Origin of the sequence: Acinetobacter sp. YH12155, assembly GCF_013418255.1 — a bacterium.
Classification (GTDB): domain Bacteria; phylum Pseudomonadota; class Gammaproteobacteria; order Pseudomonadales; family Moraxellaceae; genus Acinetobacter; species Acinetobacter indicus.
In genome coordinates, this window is the sequence record NZ_VPCK01000005.1 from 150,299 (window position 1) to 169,243 (window position 18,945).

An 18,945-nucleotide genomic window follows, 5' to 3' on the forward strand; every position below is an offset into this window, starting at 1 on the left:
GACTTCAATGGCTCAATTTTTTATTCATCGCCCGATTTTTGCATGGGTGATTGCACTGGTGATCATGTTGGCGGGTATTCTAACCCTATCCAATATGCCCATTGCCCAGTATCCGACCATTGCGCCGCCAACGGTCACCATTTCTGCGACCTATCCGGGTGCTTCGGCTGAAACTGTTGAAAACACAGTAACCCAGATTATTGAACAGCAGATGAATGGTCTCGATGGCTTGCGTTATATTTCATCGAACAGTGCCGGTAACGGTTCTGCGTCTATTGCGCTGAACTTTGAACAAGGCGTCGATCCTGACATCGCCCAGGTTCAGGTACAGAACAAATTACAGTCTGCCACCGCCCTGCTGCCGGAAGATGTCCAGCGTCAAGGGGTGAGGGTCACCAAATCAGGCGCCAGCTTCCTGCAAGTTCTGGCCTTCTATTCGCCTGATGGCAGCATGTCAGCAAATGACATCAAAGACTATGTTAACTCCAATATTTCTGAACCCTTAAGCCGTGTGGCGGGGGTCGGTGAAGTTCAGGTGTTTGGTGGTTCCTATGCAATGCGCATCTGGCTGGACCCAGCCAAAATGGCCAGCCTGCAAGTCACCCCAAGTGATATTGCCACAGCCATTCGTACCCAGAATGCCCAGGTCGCTGTCGGTCAGTTAGGTGGTGCACCCGCCATAGAAGGTCAGGTGCTCAACGCAACCGTAACGGCACAAAGCCTGCTGCAAACCCCAGGACAGTTCAGCAATATCTTCCTGAAAAATACTGCTTCAGGTGCACAGGTGCGTCTGGGTGATGTAGCTCGTGTAGAACTCGGTGCAGACAACTATCAATTTGATTCCAAATTCAACGGCAAACCTGCCGGTGGTGTTGCGATTAAACTGGCAACCGGTGCCAACGCGCTGGATACCGCCCAAGCCGTTGAAGAGCGCTTAAAGCTGTTACGTCCAAACTACCCGCAAGGGATGGTCGATCAGCTGGCCTTTGATACCACACCATTTATTGAATTGTCGATTAAGAGTGTTGTTAAAACCTTAATTGAAGCGATTATTCTGGTATTCCTGGTGATGTTCCTGTTCCTGCAGAACTGGCGCGCTACCATTATTCCAACCATGGCTGTACCGGTGGTGGTCTTGGGAACCTTTGCCGTCATCAATATGTTCGGCTTCTCGATTAACACCCTGACCATGTTTGCGATGGTTCTGGCGATTGGTTTGCTGGTCGATGACGCGATTGTCGTGGTGGAAAACGTGGAACGTGTCATGGTCGAAGAACATCTCGACCCTGTGGCAGCCACTGAAAAGTCAATGAAACAGATTTCTGGCGCGTTAATCGGGATTACCTCGGTGCTGTCTGCGGTATTCGTACCAATGGCATTCTTCGGTGGTACGACCGGGGTGATTTATCGTCAGTTCTCGGTGACCCTGGTCACGGCAATGGTACTGTCGCTGATTGTAGCCTTAACCTTTACCCCTGCCCTGTGTGCGACCATGCTGAAACAGCATGATCCGAACAAGCCAGAAAGCAACGGTCTGTTTGCGCGTTTCTTCCGCTGGTTTAACCGCAGCTTTGACAAGCTGTCGGTGAAATATCAGGGCGGTGTGAACCGTATGACCCACAGCAAGATTTTCTCCGGAATTATTTACGGTGCAGTGCTGGTTGTGATTGTGCTGTTATTCCAGAAACTGCCATCTTCATTCCTGCCGGATGAAGACCAAGGTGTGGTGATGACACTGGTGCAATTGCCACCAAATGCCAGTCTGGAACGGACTGACAAAGTCGTCAGCACCATGACCAACTACTTCCTGGAAAATGAGAAAGAGCATGTCGAGTCTGTGTTTAGTGTGGCCGGCTTCTCCTTCACCGGGGTTGGACAAAACGCAGGTCTGGCCTTCATTAAGCTGAAAGACTGGTCAGAACGTACTTCGCCAGAATCTCAGGTCGGTGCGATTATCCAGCGTGGTATGGCACTGAACATGATTGTTAAAGATGCTTCTTACATCATGCCACTGCAATTGCCTGCCATGCCTGAACTGGGCGTGAGTGCCGGCTTTAACCTGCAGCTGAAAGATGCCAGCGGTCAGGGTCATGAAAAACTGACCATGGCACGTAACATCATTTTAGGTGAAGCAGCCAAAGATCCACGTCTGGCCGGGGTTCGTCCAAATGGTCAGGAAGATACACCACAGTACCGCGTGATTGTGGACCATGCGCAGGCCGGTGCCTTGGGCGTGAGTATTGCTGAAATTAACAGCACCATGGGCATGGCCTGGGGTGGTTCGTACATCAATGACTTTATCGACCGCGGTCGTGTCAAGAAAGTCTATGTTCAGGGTGAAGCAGGCTCACGTATGATGCCGGAAGACCTCGATCAATGGTATGTACGTAATAACCGCGGCGAAATGGTACCATTCTCGGCCTTTGCAACCGGTGAATGGACTTATGGTTCACCACGTTTAGAGCGTTATAACGGCGTATCCTCCATGAACATTCAGGGTACACCAGCGCCTGGCGTCAGCTCGGGTGATGCGATGGTGGCCATGGAAGAAATTATTGCCAAGCTGCCAGACATGGGCTTGCAAGGTTTCGACTATGAATGGACCGGTCTGTCACTGGAAGAACGTGAATCGGGTGATCAGGCACCATTCCTGTATGCCCTGTCGCTGTTAATCGTCTTCCTGTGTCTGGCAGCGCTGTATGAAAGCTGGTCAATTCCGTTCTCGGTATTACTGGTCGTACCATTAGGTATTGTCGGTGCCCTGTTCCTGACCTTCAGCGGGATGGTGCTGTTCCAGAACCCGAACCTGTCGAATAACATCTACTTCCAGGTGGCGATTATTGCGGTGATTGGTCTGTCTGCGAAAAACGCGATCCTGATTGTCGAATTCGCCAAAGAGTTGCAGGAAAAAGGTGAAGACCTGTTTGAAGCCACTTTACATGCGGCAAAAATGCGTTTACGTCCAATTATCATGACCACTTTAGCCTTCGGTTTTGGTGTACTGCCGCTGGCCCTGTCTTCAGGTGCAGGTGCAGGTAGCCAGCACTCGGTCGGTTATGGTGTTCTGGGCGGCGTAATCAGTTCGACCTTGTTGGGTATCTTCTTTATCCCGGTATTCTACGTGTGGATTCGAAGTATCTTTAAATACAAACCAAAACAACAAAATCATCAGGAGCATGTATCGTGATGCAAAACTTATGGTCTCTTACAGGCCGTGGTATTGCGGTTTCTGCCCTTGCGCTTGCTTTGACAGCCTGTCAGAGTATGCGCGGGCCAGAGCCGGTTGCTCAGGCGAATATTCCGAGCAGCTATAGCAATGCTTCCGGAAGCTCTGTTGCAGAACAGGGTTATAAAGATTTCTTTGCCGATCAGCGCCTGCTACAGGTGCTGGATCTGGCCTTGACCAATAACCGTGATTTACGTACTGCGGCGCTGAACATCCAGCGTGCCCAGCAACAGTACCAGATTACTGAAAATAACCAGTTACCGACCATTGGCGCCAGTGGCAGCGTGTTACGTCAGGACACCATGAGCAATCAGGGTCGTGGCCCAAGCACCTCCTATAACGTAGGTTTAGGGGTCACCGCCTATGAGCTGGATTTCTGGGGTCGGGTCCGTAGCCTGCGTGACAATGCACTGGATAATTTCCTGGCCACCCAGAGCGCCCGTGATGCCACGCAAATTGCCCTGATTGGTCAGGTGTCTCAGGCCTGGCTCAGCTATTCCTTTGCCAATGCCAACCTGAAACTGGCCGAGCAAACTTTAAAGGCCCAGCTTGAATCGTATAACCTGAACAAAAAACGTTTTGACGTTGGCATCGACAGCGAACTGCCGGTACGTCAGGCGCAAATTTCAGTCGAAACCGCGCGTAATGATGTAGCTAACTATAAGACTCAGGTGGCGCAGGCACAAAACCTGCTGAATCTGCTGGTGGGTCAACCGGTTCCGGCCAATCTGCTGCCGGCACAGCGCATTACCCGCATTACCTCCAATACGGCAATTGGTGCGGGCTTACCAAGTGATCTGCTGGTAAACCGTCCCGATGTCCGTGCAGCAGAATACCGTCTGTCTGCCGCAGGTGCCAATATTGCCGCAGCGCGTGCCCGTCTGTTCCCGACCATCAGCCTGACCGGTTCAGCCGGTTATGCCTCGGCCGATTTAAGTGACCTGTTCAAATCAGGCAACTTTGTCTGGTCAATTGGTCCAAGTCTGGATATTCCAATCTTTGACTGGGGCACACGTCAGGCCAATATCCGCATTTCAGAAACCGATCAGCAGATTGCGCTATCAGATTATGAAAAGTCGATTCAGACCGCTTTCCGTGAAGTGAATGATGCCTTGGCAGTGCGTGAAAATATTGGTGACCGGATTGCCGCACAGCGCCGTCTGGTGGAAGCCACCAATACCACCTATCGTCTGTCGGAAGCCCGTTTCCGTGCCGGCATTGACAGCTATCTAACCGTACTGGATGCACAGCGTGCCTCTTATGCGGCCGAGCAAGGGCTATTATTGCTGGAACAGGCCAATTTGAACAATCAGGTGGAACTGTATAAAACCTTAGGTGGCGGCCTGAAAGCTAACACTTCAGATCAAGTGACCCAGCAGCCGTCTGTGGCAGAACAACGCCGCGCTGCTCAGCAATAAGATTGTCTGAGTTGTAGCCTCAAGCAGCAGGGTGATTTCATCCTCATCGCTTGATGATCAAGCCAGTGAGCCCCGCGCTGACTGGCTTTTTCTTTGCCTGATGATGTGCCTGGATCATCCATGAGATCAAAGCAGTTCAATACAGTGATGATTAGAGCAAAGAAATCATGTTTTGCTTGTAGTGACTCGCCAAAGGATTGGATGCACATCTGCCCGTATAAAACTGTAAAAGAGATGTTTTTGATTGCATTTTACCCGCAGTTTTTCTATCTTCATCAGCAATCTATTGTTATTGGTCATCACATGTTACTGAGTAATTTGGAATCTGTACCCGGACACACCATTCGCCAGCAAATTGATGTGGTATATGGCAGCACGGTACGCAGCAAGCATGTCGGCCGTGACCTGCTGGCCGGATTGAAAAATATTGTCGGTGGTGAGCTGACAGCCTATACCGAACTGCTGGAAGAATCGCGTCAGGAAGCCATGAACCGGATGATCGACAAAGCGCGCAGCATGGGGGCCAATGCCATTGTCGGAATCCGTTTTTCTACTTCCAACATTGCCCAGGGTGCATCTGAACTGTTCGTTTATGGCACGGCGGTGATTGTCGATCCGATCATGCCGAAACTGCCTGATCCCTTCCCTGCGCAGGACTAAGTCATGGATGGATTGCTCCTGCAGCTGCTGATTTTTGCGGTACTGTTTGCCGTTGGCTTCAGTTTTGGCCGTTATAACGAACGCAAGCATTTTCAATATCTGGCTGAACAGGAACAGCGACTGGCCTATATCCAGCTCGACAGCAGCCGCTTTAAAAGCACCGACCTACCCGGCCAACTGGTCAGCAGCAATGTGGTGATTTCACATGATTACTTTAAATATGCAATTGCCAATGTGCAGAATTTACTCGGTGGCCGCCTGACCAGTTATGAAAGTGTGGTGGAACGTGCGCGCCGCGAAGCAATTGTACGCTTAAAGCTGGAAGCCGAGAAAATGGGCGCCACCCAGATTTTAGGTCTGCGTTTAAGCACCACCGAACTGGGGATGCAAGGTGGGATGGTGGAAGTGTTTGCGTATGGGACGGCCATCAAGAAATAAGCTGATGGCCTGATCTGTCTTCATCTCGTCAAATGCTCTGGAACGTATTACTTCACCTTCATTTTACGGATCATTTTATACAGCGTACTTGGCGATAAACGCGACACCCAAACCCCCAGTTTTTCCTTGGCGCCACCAACCACAATATATTCCTCTCCCGCCAGCAAGGCACTGACCGTGGTCTGAGCAAACAGGTCCGGCTCCAGACCATTTTCAATTGCTTCATCCTGATGGCCCTGCGGTTTGCCTTCGCCATTTAAGGCATTAAAGGACACATTGGTTTTGACAAAGCCGGGGAAAATCACCGAAACTTTGACACCCTCTTGCGACACTTCCGCACGCAAACTGTTGGCCCACATATGAATTGCGGCTTTGGCCGCCGAATAAGAGGCACGGTACTGGGTGCCGAGCAAACCGGCGACACTAGAGACAAAGGCAATCCGTCCCGATTTCTGGGCAATAAAGGTCGGTAACACGGTTTTGGTCAGGAACACCTGCGAGAAATAATCGACTTCCATAATGGCACGTTCTGTCTGCATGGTGGTGTCCTGAATCAGCGCGCGCTGGCTAAGACCGGCATTGTTAATCAGCCAGTCTATCCGGCCTTTGGCTGCTAACACCTGCGCATAAGCATGCCGTACCTGTGATTCATCGGTAATATCGGCACAAACTGACACATGGCGTTCCGGGTTCAGTAAAGTCACGCGCACCTTTTCCAGTTCTTCATAACGGCGTGCGGTCAGAATGACGTCGGCGCCTTGCAAGGCACATTCTTTGGCCAAGGCTTTGCCCAATCCGGAAGATGCCCCGGTAATCCACACCACTTTTCCTGTTAAATCCTGCTTGGCCATGAATCTGTCCCTCTATACGTTCATTTGTTGTGATGAATATCAGTGTAACCGCGCTCTGGCTGGGGGTCATTGCCCACAAAGCCCAGAAAATGATTGAAATACTGTTCCGTTATGCGGGTATCAAACTGGGTGCCGAGTTTTTCCAGCCGCTTATAGCCAAGCTGGGTAGTCAGCTGAATCACCCCGGTCAGGGTTTTATCGACCATAAAATTAAACTTCAGCATTTTCTTTGGCTCGCGGACCAGACTGGTCACGCCCTGATCGACAATCTGGGTAAAAGCCCGAAAGGCTGGCTGGATATAGGCACTATTGCCCTGCCGGATTTGTTCGACACAACCCAAGGTTTCTTTAATCAGCACATTATCGACCGGATAGGCCACATAGGCCTGCCCCTCTTTTTCATAGGTTTTCTGTTGCAGATAATTCACCATCGGCACCAGACGGTCATTGCCAAAAAATGACACTGACCACGGCATATATTTTTGCACGGTGTCCATCACCTGCTGCACAATTTTTTCCGATTCACGGTCGGGCGAGCTGCTGGTCCGGGCAATTTCGCCAAACACCTGATCGACAATTTCACAGGAAATATGTGACAGCACCTCGCCTAAAGGCTTGGCCAGACTGTGCGGATTACCCTGGTTAAACTGTTGATGTAACTGCTGAAAACGCTGATAGGTAGCTGGGCTTAATTTTAGTGCGATTGAATAGGTCATTGTTGTTCTCGCTTTTTTCGTCGTTGTTCTGCGAACTTTGCGCATTGTTATTTGCCTACATCATACGACGAGTAAGTGCAGATGCCAATTGCTTAAACAAGCCAATGATTCAGGCTGCCTAAGTCGCCATTTTTTTTGCTACAATAGATGCAATTTTTTATCTACTTTTGATCTGTTCGAACTATGACTGATTCAGCGCAAAATATTGCTACAACTTACGATCCGACCGAGATCGAGAAAAAATGGTACCAAACGTGGGAAGAGCGCGGTTACTTCAAGCCGTCTGAAAAAGGCGAGTCTTTCTGTATCATGATTCCGCCACCAAACGTCACCGGTAGCTTGCACATGGGTCATGGTTTTAACAATGCCATCATGGATGCCTTAACCCGTTATAACCGTATGTCAGGTAAAAATACCTTATGGCAACCGGGGACTGACCACGCCGGTATTGCAACGCAAATGGTGGTAGAGCGTCAGCTCGGTGCGCAAGGCATTAGCCGTCATGACTTGGGCCGTGAAAAGTTCATCGAAAAAGTATGGGAATGGAAAGAACAATCTGGCGGTAACATTACCCGTCAAATCCGTCGTTTAGGTTCTTCTGTGGACTGGTCACGTGAACGCTTCACCATGGATGAAGGTTTATCAAACGCAGTGAAAGAAGTGTTTGTAAAACTTCACGAAGAAGGCTTGATTTACCGCGGTAAACGCCTGGTGAACTGGGACCCTAAATTACAAACTGCCCTTTCTGACTTAGAAGTTGAGTCTGATAAAGAAGAACAAGGTTCACTTTGGCACTTCAAATATTTCTTTGAAGATAAGTCACTTCGCACGCACGATGGTAAAGATCACATCGTGGTTGCAACCACGCGTCCTGAAACATTGTTGGGTGATACAGCGGTTGCGGTTGCCCTTGATGATGAACGTTATGCGCACTTGGTCGGTCAAAATATCATCCTGCCAATTACTGGTCGTGCGGTTCCAATCGTTAAAGATGAATATGTCGACAAAGAATTCGGTACCGGCTGTGTAAAAATTACCCCTGCGCATGACTTCAATGACTATGAAGTCGGTAAACGCTGCGAATTGCCAATCATCAACATCTTCAACAAAAATGCTGAAGTGTTGGCCGAGTTTGAATACATCGCGAAAGCGGGCGAGCAAATTTCTAAAACCATTCCTGCCCCTGCAGACTACATTGGTTTAGAGCGTTTTGAAGCACGTAAAAAGTTAGTCGAACAAGCAGAAGCTGAAGGCTGGTTAGACCAAATTCAACCATACACCTTGAAACCACCTCGCGGTGACCGTTCAGGTGTCATCGTTGAACCGTTATTGACGGATCAATGGTATGTAAAAATTGCACCGCTTGCGAAACCTGCGATTGAAGCGGTTCAAGACGGTCGTATCAAATTCGTGCCTGAGCAGTACAGCAACATGTACATGGCGTGGATGAATAATATTCAAGACTGGTGTATCTCGCGTCAATTGTGGTGGGGTCACCGTATCCCTGCTTGGTACGATGCAGAAGGTAATGTTTACGTGGGTCGTAACGAAGAAGAAGTTCGTGCGAAAAACGGTATTGCCCCTGAAGTTGAATTGAACCAAGACGAAGACGTATTGGATACATGGTTCTCTTCTGGTCTTTGGACATTCTCAACTTTAGGTTGGACAGGTGACGAAGCGAAAGACAAAGAAAACTATTTCTTAAATACTTTCCACCCGACTGATGTATTGGTGACAGGTTTTGACATCATCTTCTTCTGGGTTGCTCGTATGATCATGCTTACGATGCACTTCATGAAAAATGAAGATGGCACGCCACAAGTACCATTCAAAACTGTGTATGTACACGGTTTGGTACGTGATGGCGAAGGTCAGAAGATGTCTAAATCTAAAGGTAACGTGCTTGACCCATTAGATTTGATTGATGGTGTTGATCTTGAAACTTTAGTACAAAAACGTACCACAGGTTTGATGAACCCGAAACAAGCGGCGAAGATTGAAAAATCGACCCGTAAAGAATTCCCTGAAGGGATTCAGTCTTACGGTACAGATGCGGTTCGTTTCACATTCTGTGCGCTTGCCAACACCGGTCGTGACATCAAGTTCGACATGAAGCGTGTTGAAGGTTACCGTAACTTCGCCAACAAAATCTGGAACGCAACCCGTTTCGTGATGATGAACTGCGAAGATCAAGTAATTGGTCAAGACGTTCGTCAAGACCTTTGGGAATTGCCTGAACAATGGATCGTAAGCCGTTTACAAAAGGCAGAGCAAGCTGTTCATCAAGCCTTTGCGACCTATCGTTTAGACTTGGCTGCACAAGCGATTTACGAGTTCATTTGGAATGAATACTGTGACTGGTATGTCGAGCTGACGAAACCGGTTCTGAATGACGAAAACGTATCGGTTGAACGTAAAGCTGAAGTGCGTCGTGTGCTTCTTTCTGTAATGGAAGCCTCTTTACGTTTGGCACACCCGTTGATGCCTTACTTAACAGAAGAAATCTGGCAAACACTTGCGCCGAAACTCAACATTTCTGGCGAAACGATTATGCTCGCACAGTACCCTGTTGCTGACCAAGCATTAGTGAATGAACAAGCTGAAGCAGATATGCAATGGCTGCAAGGTTTGATTGGTGCGGTACGTAACATCCGTGGTGAAATGGGCCTAGGTAATGCGCGTTTGTTGCCTGTTCTTCTTCAAAACACGACTGATGCGGAAAAAGCACAAATCGCACGTATTGAACCGTTATTTAAAGCATTGGCGAAAGTTGAAAGCATTACTTTCCTTGCAGATGCTGAACAACCGCCATTGTCTTCATCATCTGTAGTTGGACATGTGTCTGTATTCGTTCCAATGAAGGGCTTAATTGACCCGAAAGCGGAACTTGGTCGCCTACAAAAAGACTTAGACAAAGTTCAAAAGCAACATGATCAAATTGCCACTAAACTAGGCAATGAAGGTTTTGTGGCAAAAGCACCTGCCGCTGTGGTTGAAGGCGAGAAAGTAAAACTTGCTGAGTTTGCTGACCAATTAGCGAAGATTAAAGCGAATATGGAGCAGATTGCGGCGCTTTAATTCTTTAAAGGCTACAATTTACTCTGTATTATAAAGGGCTGATTATTCAGCCCTTTATTTTTATGAAATATCATCGTGAAGAAGAACTTAAAAGTAGATTAAATAATTTTTTTATCACACAATTTTCTCTTCCAGAAGATGATTATTATAGTCGTCTTGATAGTGATAAAATAATTTCTTTGAAAATGGCTCTCTCTGATATCAACAACCTATTAACCATGAAAATAACAATTTCATTTGTTAATTGGATTTCAAAAAAGTTTCATCTTTCTCAAGAGTCAAAACAAAAAATAACCGATGAAATTTTATCCACAAAACCTAGTACCAATGGTTATGATCTTGTTTCAAATGAAATTATAAAATTGATAGCAGAAGTTAAGTGTAATATTCCAATTAATGGTGGGACAAAATATGGGTCTGCTCAACGAAATGGTATAACTAAAGACTTAAACAACCTACTTTATGGTAAGACTAAGTCAAAATTCAACACTACAGAATATTTTAAATTTATGGTTTTTCTTGAAAATCAATCAGTAAGAGTAGCCAACCAACATTATATTAATCTATCAAAAGAACTAAAGGATAATCTCATAATAGTTGATGAAACTACATCATTTGATAGAAAAGACTGTATTTATCTAATATATATTAATTTTTAATTAAAAACTGATCGTAAAAAACTCATATAAAAGAAAAACAGCATGACCAAATTGCCACTAAACTTAGCAATGAAGGTTTTGTGGCAAAAGCACCTGCAGCTGTGGTTGAAGGTGAGAAAGTGAAACTTGCTGAGTTTGCTAACCAGTTAGCGAAGATTAAAGCGAATATGGAGCAAATTGCAGCGCTTTAAGGTGTTGTTATTTCGATCTAATTTATAGTATAAAGGGCTGAATAATCAGCCCTTTATTATTTTAAATTATGATTCATATCGCGTTAGATACTAGTGGTATTGGCAAAAATAAAAGTCAAAAAGATGCTTCTTATTTGGCTCTTAAAAGGTTAATAAAAGCTGATCTCTTATCTATCCATGCTCCGTATGTTGTACAAAGAGAATTAGAGACACAAGAATTAGAATATTATTTAAAAGAATATCATCAACTTAAAGAAAGCCTCAGGAAGTTTCTAAGAGTTCCAAAATCTCCATTAGTACATGAAATTATTAATGATATTCAAAAAAAGATAGAAGAATCAGAAGATAGCATCAATAAAGATGCAAGTTCTTTTTCACAGTCTTGGTTGAAGGGTTTAAATGTAAATATACAACCGATAGATACTAATCAAACTATTTCGGCATTGGAGGCTTACTTTAAAGGAACATCTCCACTAACATCTCCTAAAAATAGAGAAGATATTCCCGATAGTTTTATTTGCCGTGGCATTGAAGAAATAAAGAAAAAATGCTCTGAATTGGTCATTATTGCTAGTGATAAAAAGGTAGTCAACACTTTTTCTAAATTGCCAAATTATATAATTTTTCCAAACATAGAAATGTTTATCCAAAGCACTGATATACAGGATAAATTAAAAGGGTTAGACATTATCGATAGTCAAATAGGGAATGTATTATCTTTCATCCAACGTTCAGAAATTAAAAATCCCACTATTCAAGATTTTTTAGCAGATTGCATAAGTGAGGAAATTTGGGATAAAAAAATCTATGATATTGCTTATTCAAATGATGAAAATGAAGGAACTATTTCTTCAGCTTACACAGGCAATAATATTGATATAGATCTGAATAATCCCATCCACTATGGTGAAGATCAATTTGGTTTCCACTTTAACTTAGAAGTTGAAGCAGAAATTGAATACTTTATAGATAAACATGAATATTATAGCCGTCTCGATGATGAATGGTCTGTATATGTAAGTGATTGGAACGATCATGTATTCAAAGCTTCAGAAACTCGTTTACTAAATGTTTCGGGTATCGTTTCAATAAAAATTAATACTACATCACTAAATTTAAGTGAAATTTCTCAACTAGATGAAGAAGAATTCGATGAATATTTCCATGACGTTTATCGAGAAGCAGAATTAAATATCGAATTTATTGAAGAAATTAATTTAATATAGTACTACTTACTTTCTCTCCCATAGGGAGGTATTTTCCAACTCAGCACACCTCTGCCATAAATCGTCCAATACCGCATCCGTCAGCCCCAACACATCATGATTCCAATACCGTACAACCTTTAAACCCAACGCCTCTAAAAACTTGGTTCGTTCAGCATCATATTCTTTTCCATCATCTGTCCCATGCTGACTGCCATCCAACTCAATCACCAAACCAATTTCATGGCAGTAAAAATCTACAATATAAGGTTTGATCACATGCTGACGAGGGAATTTAAGATTCATAAATCGCTTGCCGCGAAGTATTTGCCACATGAGTTGTTCTGTGGCGGTATGACGCATGGATTTGGCGAAGGCGAATAATCAGCGGGTTAAAGTGCATAAAAAAGCATCGTCAAAATGACGATGCTCTGAATGACAATCAATGCTAAAAATTACTCAAATGACCAACTAAATGCTCTGCTTTTCAGTAAAATTTTTAAGTAATCAAAATCCTTATAATCATTTAAACGCTTTTCATCTCTTAACAGTTTTGCTTGAATATCTGCTAAATCGCGTTGATATTTTTTTATCAAATCAACAGGTTTAAAACGCTGTTTGTAAAAACCAGAGCCGATCCAATCAAATGAATAAATAATATCATCTATTTCAAATTGTAATTTCTCTACTTGCTCTTCCAACAATAAATTATAAGATTTCAAATGCTCATTCGCGATTTTTGTTGCCTGTTCCTGATCACCTTGCGCTGTAAAAACACGCAATTTCAAAAGAGTAAGCAAATCTTTTTCCTCTAATGCAGCATTTGCTTGCTGTAATAATTCGGTTTTTTCAATGCGCTTTTGTTCATCTTGCTCTCGATCAGGGTGAATTAAGGCAGCAATTTTTGAATAAATGCTTTTTAGGGATTGCCCTGCCATTTTTTTCGCTTCTTCAAGCTGTGTTTGCTTCTTTAAAATTTTCTTTTTTTCCTTTTCAGCAAACTTTTGATATTCATCACGCTCATCTTCATTAAGCTGATTTTGAATAAAATTTGCTTCTTCTCGATCTAATTTATCTTTTACTTTTTCCATAAACGCGTCGAGATTATTGAGATCCAAATCAAAGTCAAGCCAAGCTACGGGTACCCCGATTTGGTCTGCTATCATTTCTTTTATGGCTTGTTTTTGCATCATTTCATCAGCATCATGCGCTTGATGCAAATGATCATTTATATGAGAGCTGACTTCTTCAGCATCAGCACTTTCTTCTATCAGCTCATAATGTTGAGCAATGATAAGCGTCAACTCATGTTGTTGTTCAGAAAGATTCGGATTATTAAGCAGCTGACTCGCTAAAATTGAAATTTTTTCATCTAAACGCACTAAATATGTTTTTGCGATTTTATGCGTATTTTTATATTGCCAAAGCGTCTCTAATTGAGCGAACAAAACGTGGTGCCACTGACGATATAAAGGTAATAGCTCATCTCTTGCATCCTCTTGAACTTGTTTTTGCGTTTGTTGCCAGTCCGCCAATACCATTTGTAATTGCTCAATTTTTTCAAGCAACCGATTAAACTTTTTTTGTTGTGCCGATAATTTTTCACTCGTTTGATAAATGCTTAAATCTAAATTGCTCATTCACTGACTTCAACGCTAATCTCAATTTCTGTAATATTTTAGCATAATGAATAGCATACAAACTTTTTGCTTAGTTCAAAAAAACTATATTCTTTACAAAACCCCATGCTCCAACAACATCCCTAGCCCACTCTCTTTCCCCATAAAACTCAGCCGTTGCTTCTCCGCTTTTAACTGATGCTTCACGTTCGACACATCCGCATCAATCTGTTTATACAACTGCTCAATATTGAGCTGCCCTTTGGACTTTTGCACCGCAATTTTGGCTTTATTTGACCATACAAGCGAGTTAATCAATTCCTGCATCTGCTGTTTTAAGGACTGGCTTTGTGCTTCTAACGCCTGTTGGTAAAACTTGAATTGTTCTGTGCTTAAACCTTTGTTTGAACCGTTTTTACTTTGCTCAACTTCAAGCTGAAGTTTCAGTAAAAAGAATAAATCTTCCTGTTCGTATGCTTCATTGGTACGTTGTAAAAGCTCGGTCTTTTCCTCTTTTTTAGCTTCATCGGGCTCACGATCAGGGTGAATGATGGAAGCAATCTTGAGATACACAGTTTTGAGTGATTGATTCACCATCTTTTCAGCTTGCGCTTGTTTTTCTTGCTGACGTTTTAACTTGGCTTGCTCACGTGCTTGTTGGTATTGATCATTATTCCAATCTTCAAATACATCATCGGCTTGGACTGTTTCAGTTTCAGGCTCATCAAAAGTGTCTATATTTTTCTTCTTGTTTTTTTTCTTGCTGTATTCATCTGCCTGCTGATAATAGACATGCATTTTTTCCACTTCATCTAACTGCTTTTGACTCAGCAAATGTGAACCTTGTAGTAACCGTGCTAAAGTTTGGATTTTATCTTCCACCAATGCTGTATTTGATTTCGTGAAACTATAACTACTTAGACCATTCCAAAGTGTCTTCATCTGTTCATACAAAGTGCTATATAACTCACGATACGCAGGCATGAGTGCCTTTTGACTATAGGCACGAATGTCATCTTGGGCATGTTGCCACGCAGCCAGCAAACGCTTCTGCTGTTCAATCTCATCAATTAAACGATTAAGCTTTTGATGCTGTGGTGAGACTTCAAGCACCATGTTTGGCGTGGTTTTCAGCGCAAAAGGCATAGGGAAGATAAAAGCAAAAGAGAAATTATACCTGATTTATGTGAAAGTATTTTTTGACTCATCTCAGTAAAACTGAAGCAAAGCAAAATCCTGAGCAAATAAGCCTTAACATTACATGGCTTCAGATCAGGTAATTTTTTGAATTAACCAAGTCACTCAAATCATTGCAGTTTATTACGCAACTATAAACATTCAGCCGCCGCAATTCATGCATAGTATCAACAAAGACCAACAGATTATAAAAAGGACATTCACATGGATTGGGCCAGTATTTTTATTCATGACACCACCTGGGCTTTTGCTGCTGAAATTAGCGTGCGTGCCATCCTCATGTTCAGCATGATCATTATCTTTTTACGTCTGACTGGAAAACGTGGTGTGCGCCAGCTGTCAATTTTTGAACTGGCGATTATTCTATCGCTGGGTTCAATTGCCGGCGACCCGATGTTCACCGAAGATCTGCCGCTGATTCAGGCCCTGCTAATCATGAGCATCGTGATTTTCCTGTATCGTCTGGTGACCTGGTTAATGATGAAATACCAGCCCTTTGAAGATCTGCTGGAAGGCAAGTCGCTGTATATTGTCGAAGATGGCGAGCTGGTCTTAGAAAAGATTAAACGCGGTAAAATGTCGCACGATGAATTCTTTGCCGAAATGCGCCAGCAAGGGGTCGAACATCTGGGACAGGTACGAGTCGGTTTACTCGAAAATGATGGCAAGTTCAGCATCCTGTTTTTCTCCAATGATCAGGTGCGGTACGGTTTACCCCTGTTTCCCAAAGCCTGTCAGGAAATCACCGACGTTAAACCGCATACCCATTACGCCTGCGTATACTGTGGCTATACCGATTTTTTGCAAAGTGCCGAGCAGATCTGCCCGCGTTGTGACAGCTGTCACTGGACTGAAGCCATCAATACCTTACGGGTAGATTAATCGCGTGTTTTAAATCTCTGTGCCGGTTCATCCACCTTCGCCCAACCGTTTTATCTCAACTTTGGTCATATCTTGGTCTTTAATGGCCCAAGACTGGCACAGTTCCTGCTGTATTTTATTCATGCTTTTTGCTGCTATTTATCTAAAAAGTGGTTATTTCATAACGATTTATCATTAACAAAACGGTTAAAAATTTCGCTTGAGCAATGCTGGAAATCTCGCTTAAGATGAAGCTATGCCGTTGTGCAGAGATAATTAAAACAATCTCATTTGCTTCATTACCTGATAAATCAGTTCCAGGATTGGAATTGCCATGAATAACAGCAAATGACCAATAATCAATACAAAAGGAGTTTTGTACATGACCTCTAAACGCACCCTCACCTCACTGTTTTGTGCCAGCGCATTCATGCTTGGCCTCAGTGCTTGTAGTGACAATAAAGCTCCAGCTGATGCCAATAGCAACACCAATGCCGCTGCCTCGAGTTCGGGCACCTTAGAGAAAATCAAAAAGTCCGGCACCATTGTGCTGGGTTATCGTGACTCATCCATTCCCTTCTCCTATATTGCCGATACGCCAAATCAGCCGGTCGGTTATGCGCATGACCTGCAACTGAAAGTGGTGGAAGCGCTAAAACAGAAACTGGAGATGCCAGATCTGAAAATCCGCTACAACCTGGTTACCAGCCAGAACCGGATTCCACTGGTCTCTAACGGGACGGTCGATTTAGAGTGTGGCTCGACCACCAACAATCAGGAACGCCAGCAGCAAGTGGCTTTCTCGGTCGGTTTCTTCCAGGTAGGTTCACGTTTACTTACGGCCAAAGATTCCGGCATTCAGGATTTTGCTGACTTAAAAGGCAAAAAACTGGTCACCACCGCCGGTACCACTTCTGAACGTTATATCCGCCAGCATGAAAAAGAACTCGGTATTGGCGAAATTATTTCAGCCAAAGACCATGCCGAATCCTTCCTGATGCTACAAAGTGGCCGCGCCGCTGCCTTTATGATGGATGATATTCTGCTGGCCGGTGAAAAATCCAAAGCCACCGATCCAGACAAATGGGTAATTGTCGGCACGGCGCCAATTCAGGAAATTTACGGCTGTATGCTGCGTAAAGGCGATGCTGAATTTAAACAGGTGGTGGATGATGCCATTAAAGCCACCTATAGCTCGGGTGAAATTAACCAGATGTATAACAAATGGTTCCAACAGCCAATTCCTCCAAAGAACATCAACTTGAACTTTGAAATGTCCGATCAGCTGAAAGACCTGATTGCCAATCCGCACGATCGTGATCAGTAACACTCCAACATAAACCGACTCAGGTAAACACGGATGCTTTACCTGAGTTTTTGAGGAGGACGTATGAATTATAGTTGGAACTGGGGTGTCCTGTTTCAGTCTACCGGCATTGGCGACAGTACCTATCTGCACTGGATTCTCGCCGGTCTGGGCTGGCTGCTGGTGATTGCCATTGTGGCCTGGAGTATTGCCATGCTACTGGGCAGCATTTTGGGGATTATGCGAACCCTGCCCAGCAAAACCGCCCGCACGATTGGCACCGCCTATGTCACCATTTTTCGTAATGTACCGCTGCTGATCCAGCTGTTTATCTGGTTCTATGTGGTGCCCAATTTCCTGCCAGCACCCATCAAAAGCTGGTGGATGAATGATCTAGGCGCGCATACCTCAGCACTGATTTCAGCCAGTATCGGGCTGGGACTGTTTACCGCGGCACGGGTCTGTGAACAGGTGCGTACCGGTATTGAAGCCCTGCCACGTGGACAGATCAATGCCGGCTATGCCATGGGTTTTAGTACCGCGCAGTTATATCGCTATGTAATTTTGCCGCAGTCATTTCGCACCATTTTGCCGCCGTTAAGCTCGGAGCTGACCAACTGCGTTAAAAACACCTCGGTCGCCTCTCTGGTCGGGGTGGCTGAAATTATCTCGCAAATGAAAACCATCAGTGAGTACACGCAAAACACCATTGAAATTTATACCATTGTCACCGTTATTTTTATTGTGATTAATATTTGCCTGATTCAGGGCATGAACCTGCTGGAAAAACGTTTACGTGTTCCCGGCCTGATTGCAGGAGAAAAATAATGGAATGGCTCACTGCATTTTTAAATGATTTACAACTGTCCGGGCCGGCGCTCTGGCATGGTTTTACCATTACCTTAAAAGTGCTGGTCATGGCGACCATTGGCGGTATTCTAATTGGCACCCTGCTGGCGTTAATGCGCCTGTCTTCTATTCGCGTACTGAATCTGTTTGCACAAGGCTATGTCAATCTGTTCCGCTCGATTCCCTTGCTGCTGGTGCTAATGTGGTTCTATTTTGCGGTACCATTTTTCTACACCGCCCTCACCGGGAATTACCTGACCATTGATACTGCACTGGTGTCGAGTATCGTGGCCTTTATGCTATTTGAGGCGGCCTACTTTTCTGAAATTGTCCGTGCCGGGATTCAGTCCATTCCCAAAGGCCAGACTGCGGCTGCCTATGCGCTGGGCATGACTTATGGCCAGTCGATGCGGCTGATTATCTTACCGCAGGCCTTTCGCAAAATGACCCCGCTGCTGTTACAGCAGACCATCATCCTGTTTCAGGACTCCACCATGGTTTATGCCATTGGCCTGCTGGATTTCTTCCGCACCAATTATGTCCGCGGCGATTTAATGGCGCTGCTGACCCAATATATTCTATTTGCCGGGCTGGTGTATTTTAGCGTGAGTTTAATCGCCACCTATGCAGTGAAAAAACTACAAAGGAGGCTGACGGTATGACCGAACCCA

At 44.6% G+C, this 18,945-nt stretch carries 16 protein-coding genes and 1 pseudogene; 12 read left to right on the forward strand and 5 right to left on the reverse strand.

Going from position 1 to position 18,945, the window contains the following annotated elements; translation table 11 throughout:
• The first annotated feature begins 7 nt into the window (after positions 1–7).
• The 4 genes from FTU86_RS04885 (at position 8) to FTU86_RS04900 (ending at position 5,742) form a co-directional block, all read left to right on the forward strand.
• Positions 8–3,187 (forward strand): efflux RND transporter permease subunit, encoded by a 3,180-nt coding sequence (locus tag FTU86_RS04885; RefSeq protein ID WP_180036409.1) that lies wholly within the window; start codon positions 8–10, stop codon positions 3,185–3,187.
• On the forward strand, positions 3,187–4,644 hold the full coding sequence (gene adeK / locus FTU86_RS04890; protein WP_005176082.1) for a multidrug efflux RND transporter AdeIJK outer membrane channel subunit AdeK: 1,458 nt from the start codon (positions 3,187–3,189) through the stop codon (positions 4,642–4,644). The genes FTU86_RS04885 and adeK overlap by 1 nt, the downstream gene beginning before the upstream one ends.
• A 303-nt stretch (positions 4,645–4,947) precedes the next feature.
• Positions 4,948–5,304: a YbjQ family protein gene (locus FTU86_RS04895; protein ID WP_005176080.1), complete on the forward strand. Its 357-nt coding sequence runs from the start codon at positions 4,948–4,950 to the stop codon at positions 5,302–5,304.
• Between the two features lie 3 nt (positions 5,305–5,307).
• A complete protein-coding gene (locus tag FTU86_RS04900) occupies positions 5,308–5,742 on the forward strand; it encodes a YbjQ family protein (protein ID WP_180036408.1) in 435 nt (144 codons plus the stop codon).
• Positions 5,743–5,789: 47 nt separating this feature from the next.
• Here the strand turns inward: FTU86_RS04900 and FTU86_RS04905 are convergent, their stop codons facing one another.
• Both FTU86_RS04905 and FTU86_RS04910 read right to left on the reverse strand, forming a co-directional pair.
• Positions 5,790–6,593, reverse strand: a complete 804-nt coding sequence (locus FTU86_RS04905) for an SDR family NAD(P)-dependent oxidoreductase (RefSeq protein ID WP_104492254.1) — start codon at positions 6,591–6,593, stop codon at positions 5,790–5,792.
• A gap of 20 nt (positions 6,594–6,613) precedes the next feature.
• A complete protein-coding gene (locus tag FTU86_RS04910) occupies positions 6,614–7,309 on the reverse strand; it encodes a hypothetical protein (RefSeq protein WP_005176074.1) in 696 nt (231 codons plus the stop codon).
• A gap of 183 nt (positions 7,310–7,492) precedes the next feature.
• On the opposite strand from FTU86_RS04910, the gene FTU86_RS04915 reads away from it, so the two are divergent.
• The 4 genes and pseudogenes from FTU86_RS04915 (at position 7,493) to FTU86_RS04930 (ending at position 12,463) form a co-directional block, all read left to right on the forward strand.
• Positions 7,493–10,387 (forward strand): valine--tRNA ligase, encoded by a 2,895-nt coding sequence (locus tag FTU86_RS04915; RefSeq protein WP_180036407.1) that lies wholly within the window; start codon positions 7,493–7,495, stop codon positions 10,385–10,387.
• A gap of 62 nt (positions 10,388–10,449) precedes the next feature.
• The gene (locus FTU86_RS04920; RefSeq protein WP_160232575.1) at positions 10,450–11,046 is read left to right on the forward strand and encodes a hypothetical protein; all 597 of its coding nucleotides are present in this window, start codon (positions 10,450–10,452) and stop codon (positions 11,044–11,046) included.
• A gap of 32 nt (positions 11,047–11,078) precedes the next feature.
• Positions 11,079–11,237 (forward strand): annotated as a pseudogene (locus tag FTU86_RS04925) (hypothetical protein); the annotation flags it as partial.
• 68 nt (positions 11,238–11,305) lie between these two features.
• The gene (locus FTU86_RS04930) at positions 11,306–12,463 is read left to right on the forward strand and encodes a PIN domain-containing protein (RefSeq protein ID WP_180036406.1); all 1,158 of its coding nucleotides are present in this window, start codon (positions 11,306–11,308) and stop codon (positions 12,461–12,463) included.
• A gap of 6 nt (positions 12,464–12,469) precedes the next feature.
• Here FTU86_RS04930 and FTU86_RS04935 read toward each other — a convergent pair whose 3' ends face one another.
• From FTU86_RS04935 to FTU86_RS04945, 3 genes are all read right to left on the reverse strand, one after another.
• On the reverse strand, positions 12,470–12,805 hold the full coding sequence (locus FTU86_RS04935) for an endonuclease domain-containing protein (RefSeq protein ID WP_180036405.1): 336 nt from the start codon (positions 12,803–12,805) through the stop codon (positions 12,470–12,472).
• Positions 12,806–12,897: 92 nt separating this feature from the next.
• A complete protein-coding gene (locus FTU86_RS04940) occupies positions 12,898–14,082 on the reverse strand; it encodes a molecular chaperone DnaJ (protein ID WP_180036404.1) in 1,185 nt (394 codons plus the stop codon).
• Between the two features lie 93 nt (positions 14,083–14,175).
• Positions 14,176–15,207 (reverse strand): molecular chaperone DnaJ, encoded by a 1,032-nt coding sequence (locus FTU86_RS04945; RefSeq protein ID WP_180036403.1) that lies wholly within the window; start codon positions 15,205–15,207, stop codon positions 14,176–14,178.
• Positions 15,208–15,462: 255 nt separating this feature from the next.
• Here FTU86_RS04945 and FTU86_RS04950 point away from each other — a divergent pair, with 255 nt between their 5' ends.
• The 4 genes from FTU86_RS04950 to FTU86_RS04965 all read left to right on the forward strand — a co-directional run bounded on the left by FTU86_RS04950 (position 15,463) and on the right by FTU86_RS04965 (position 18,936).
• The gene (locus FTU86_RS04950; protein WP_005176055.1) at positions 15,463–16,140 is read left to right on the forward strand and encodes a DUF421 domain-containing protein; all 678 of its coding nucleotides are present in this window, start codon (positions 15,463–15,465) and stop codon (positions 16,138–16,140) included.
• Between the two features lie 361 nt (positions 16,141–16,501).
• Complete coding sequence (locus FTU86_RS04955) at positions 16,502–17,446, forward strand: transporter substrate-binding domain-containing protein (RefSeq protein ID WP_005176051.1); 945 nt, start codon at positions 16,502–16,504, stop codon at positions 17,444–17,446.
• A gap of 63 nt (positions 17,447–17,509) precedes the next feature.
• A complete protein-coding gene (locus tag FTU86_RS04960) occupies positions 17,510–18,253 on the forward strand; it encodes an amino acid ABC transporter permease (RefSeq protein WP_005176049.1) in 744 nt (247 codons plus the stop codon).
• Positions 18,253–18,936: an ABC transporter permease subunit gene (locus FTU86_RS04965; protein WP_005176046.1), complete on the forward strand. Its 684-nt coding sequence runs from the start codon at positions 18,253–18,255 to the stop codon at positions 18,934–18,936. Before FTU86_RS04960 ends, FTU86_RS04965 begins: the two co-directional genes overlap by 1 nt.
• Positions 18,937–18,945: the final 9 nt, after the last annotated feature.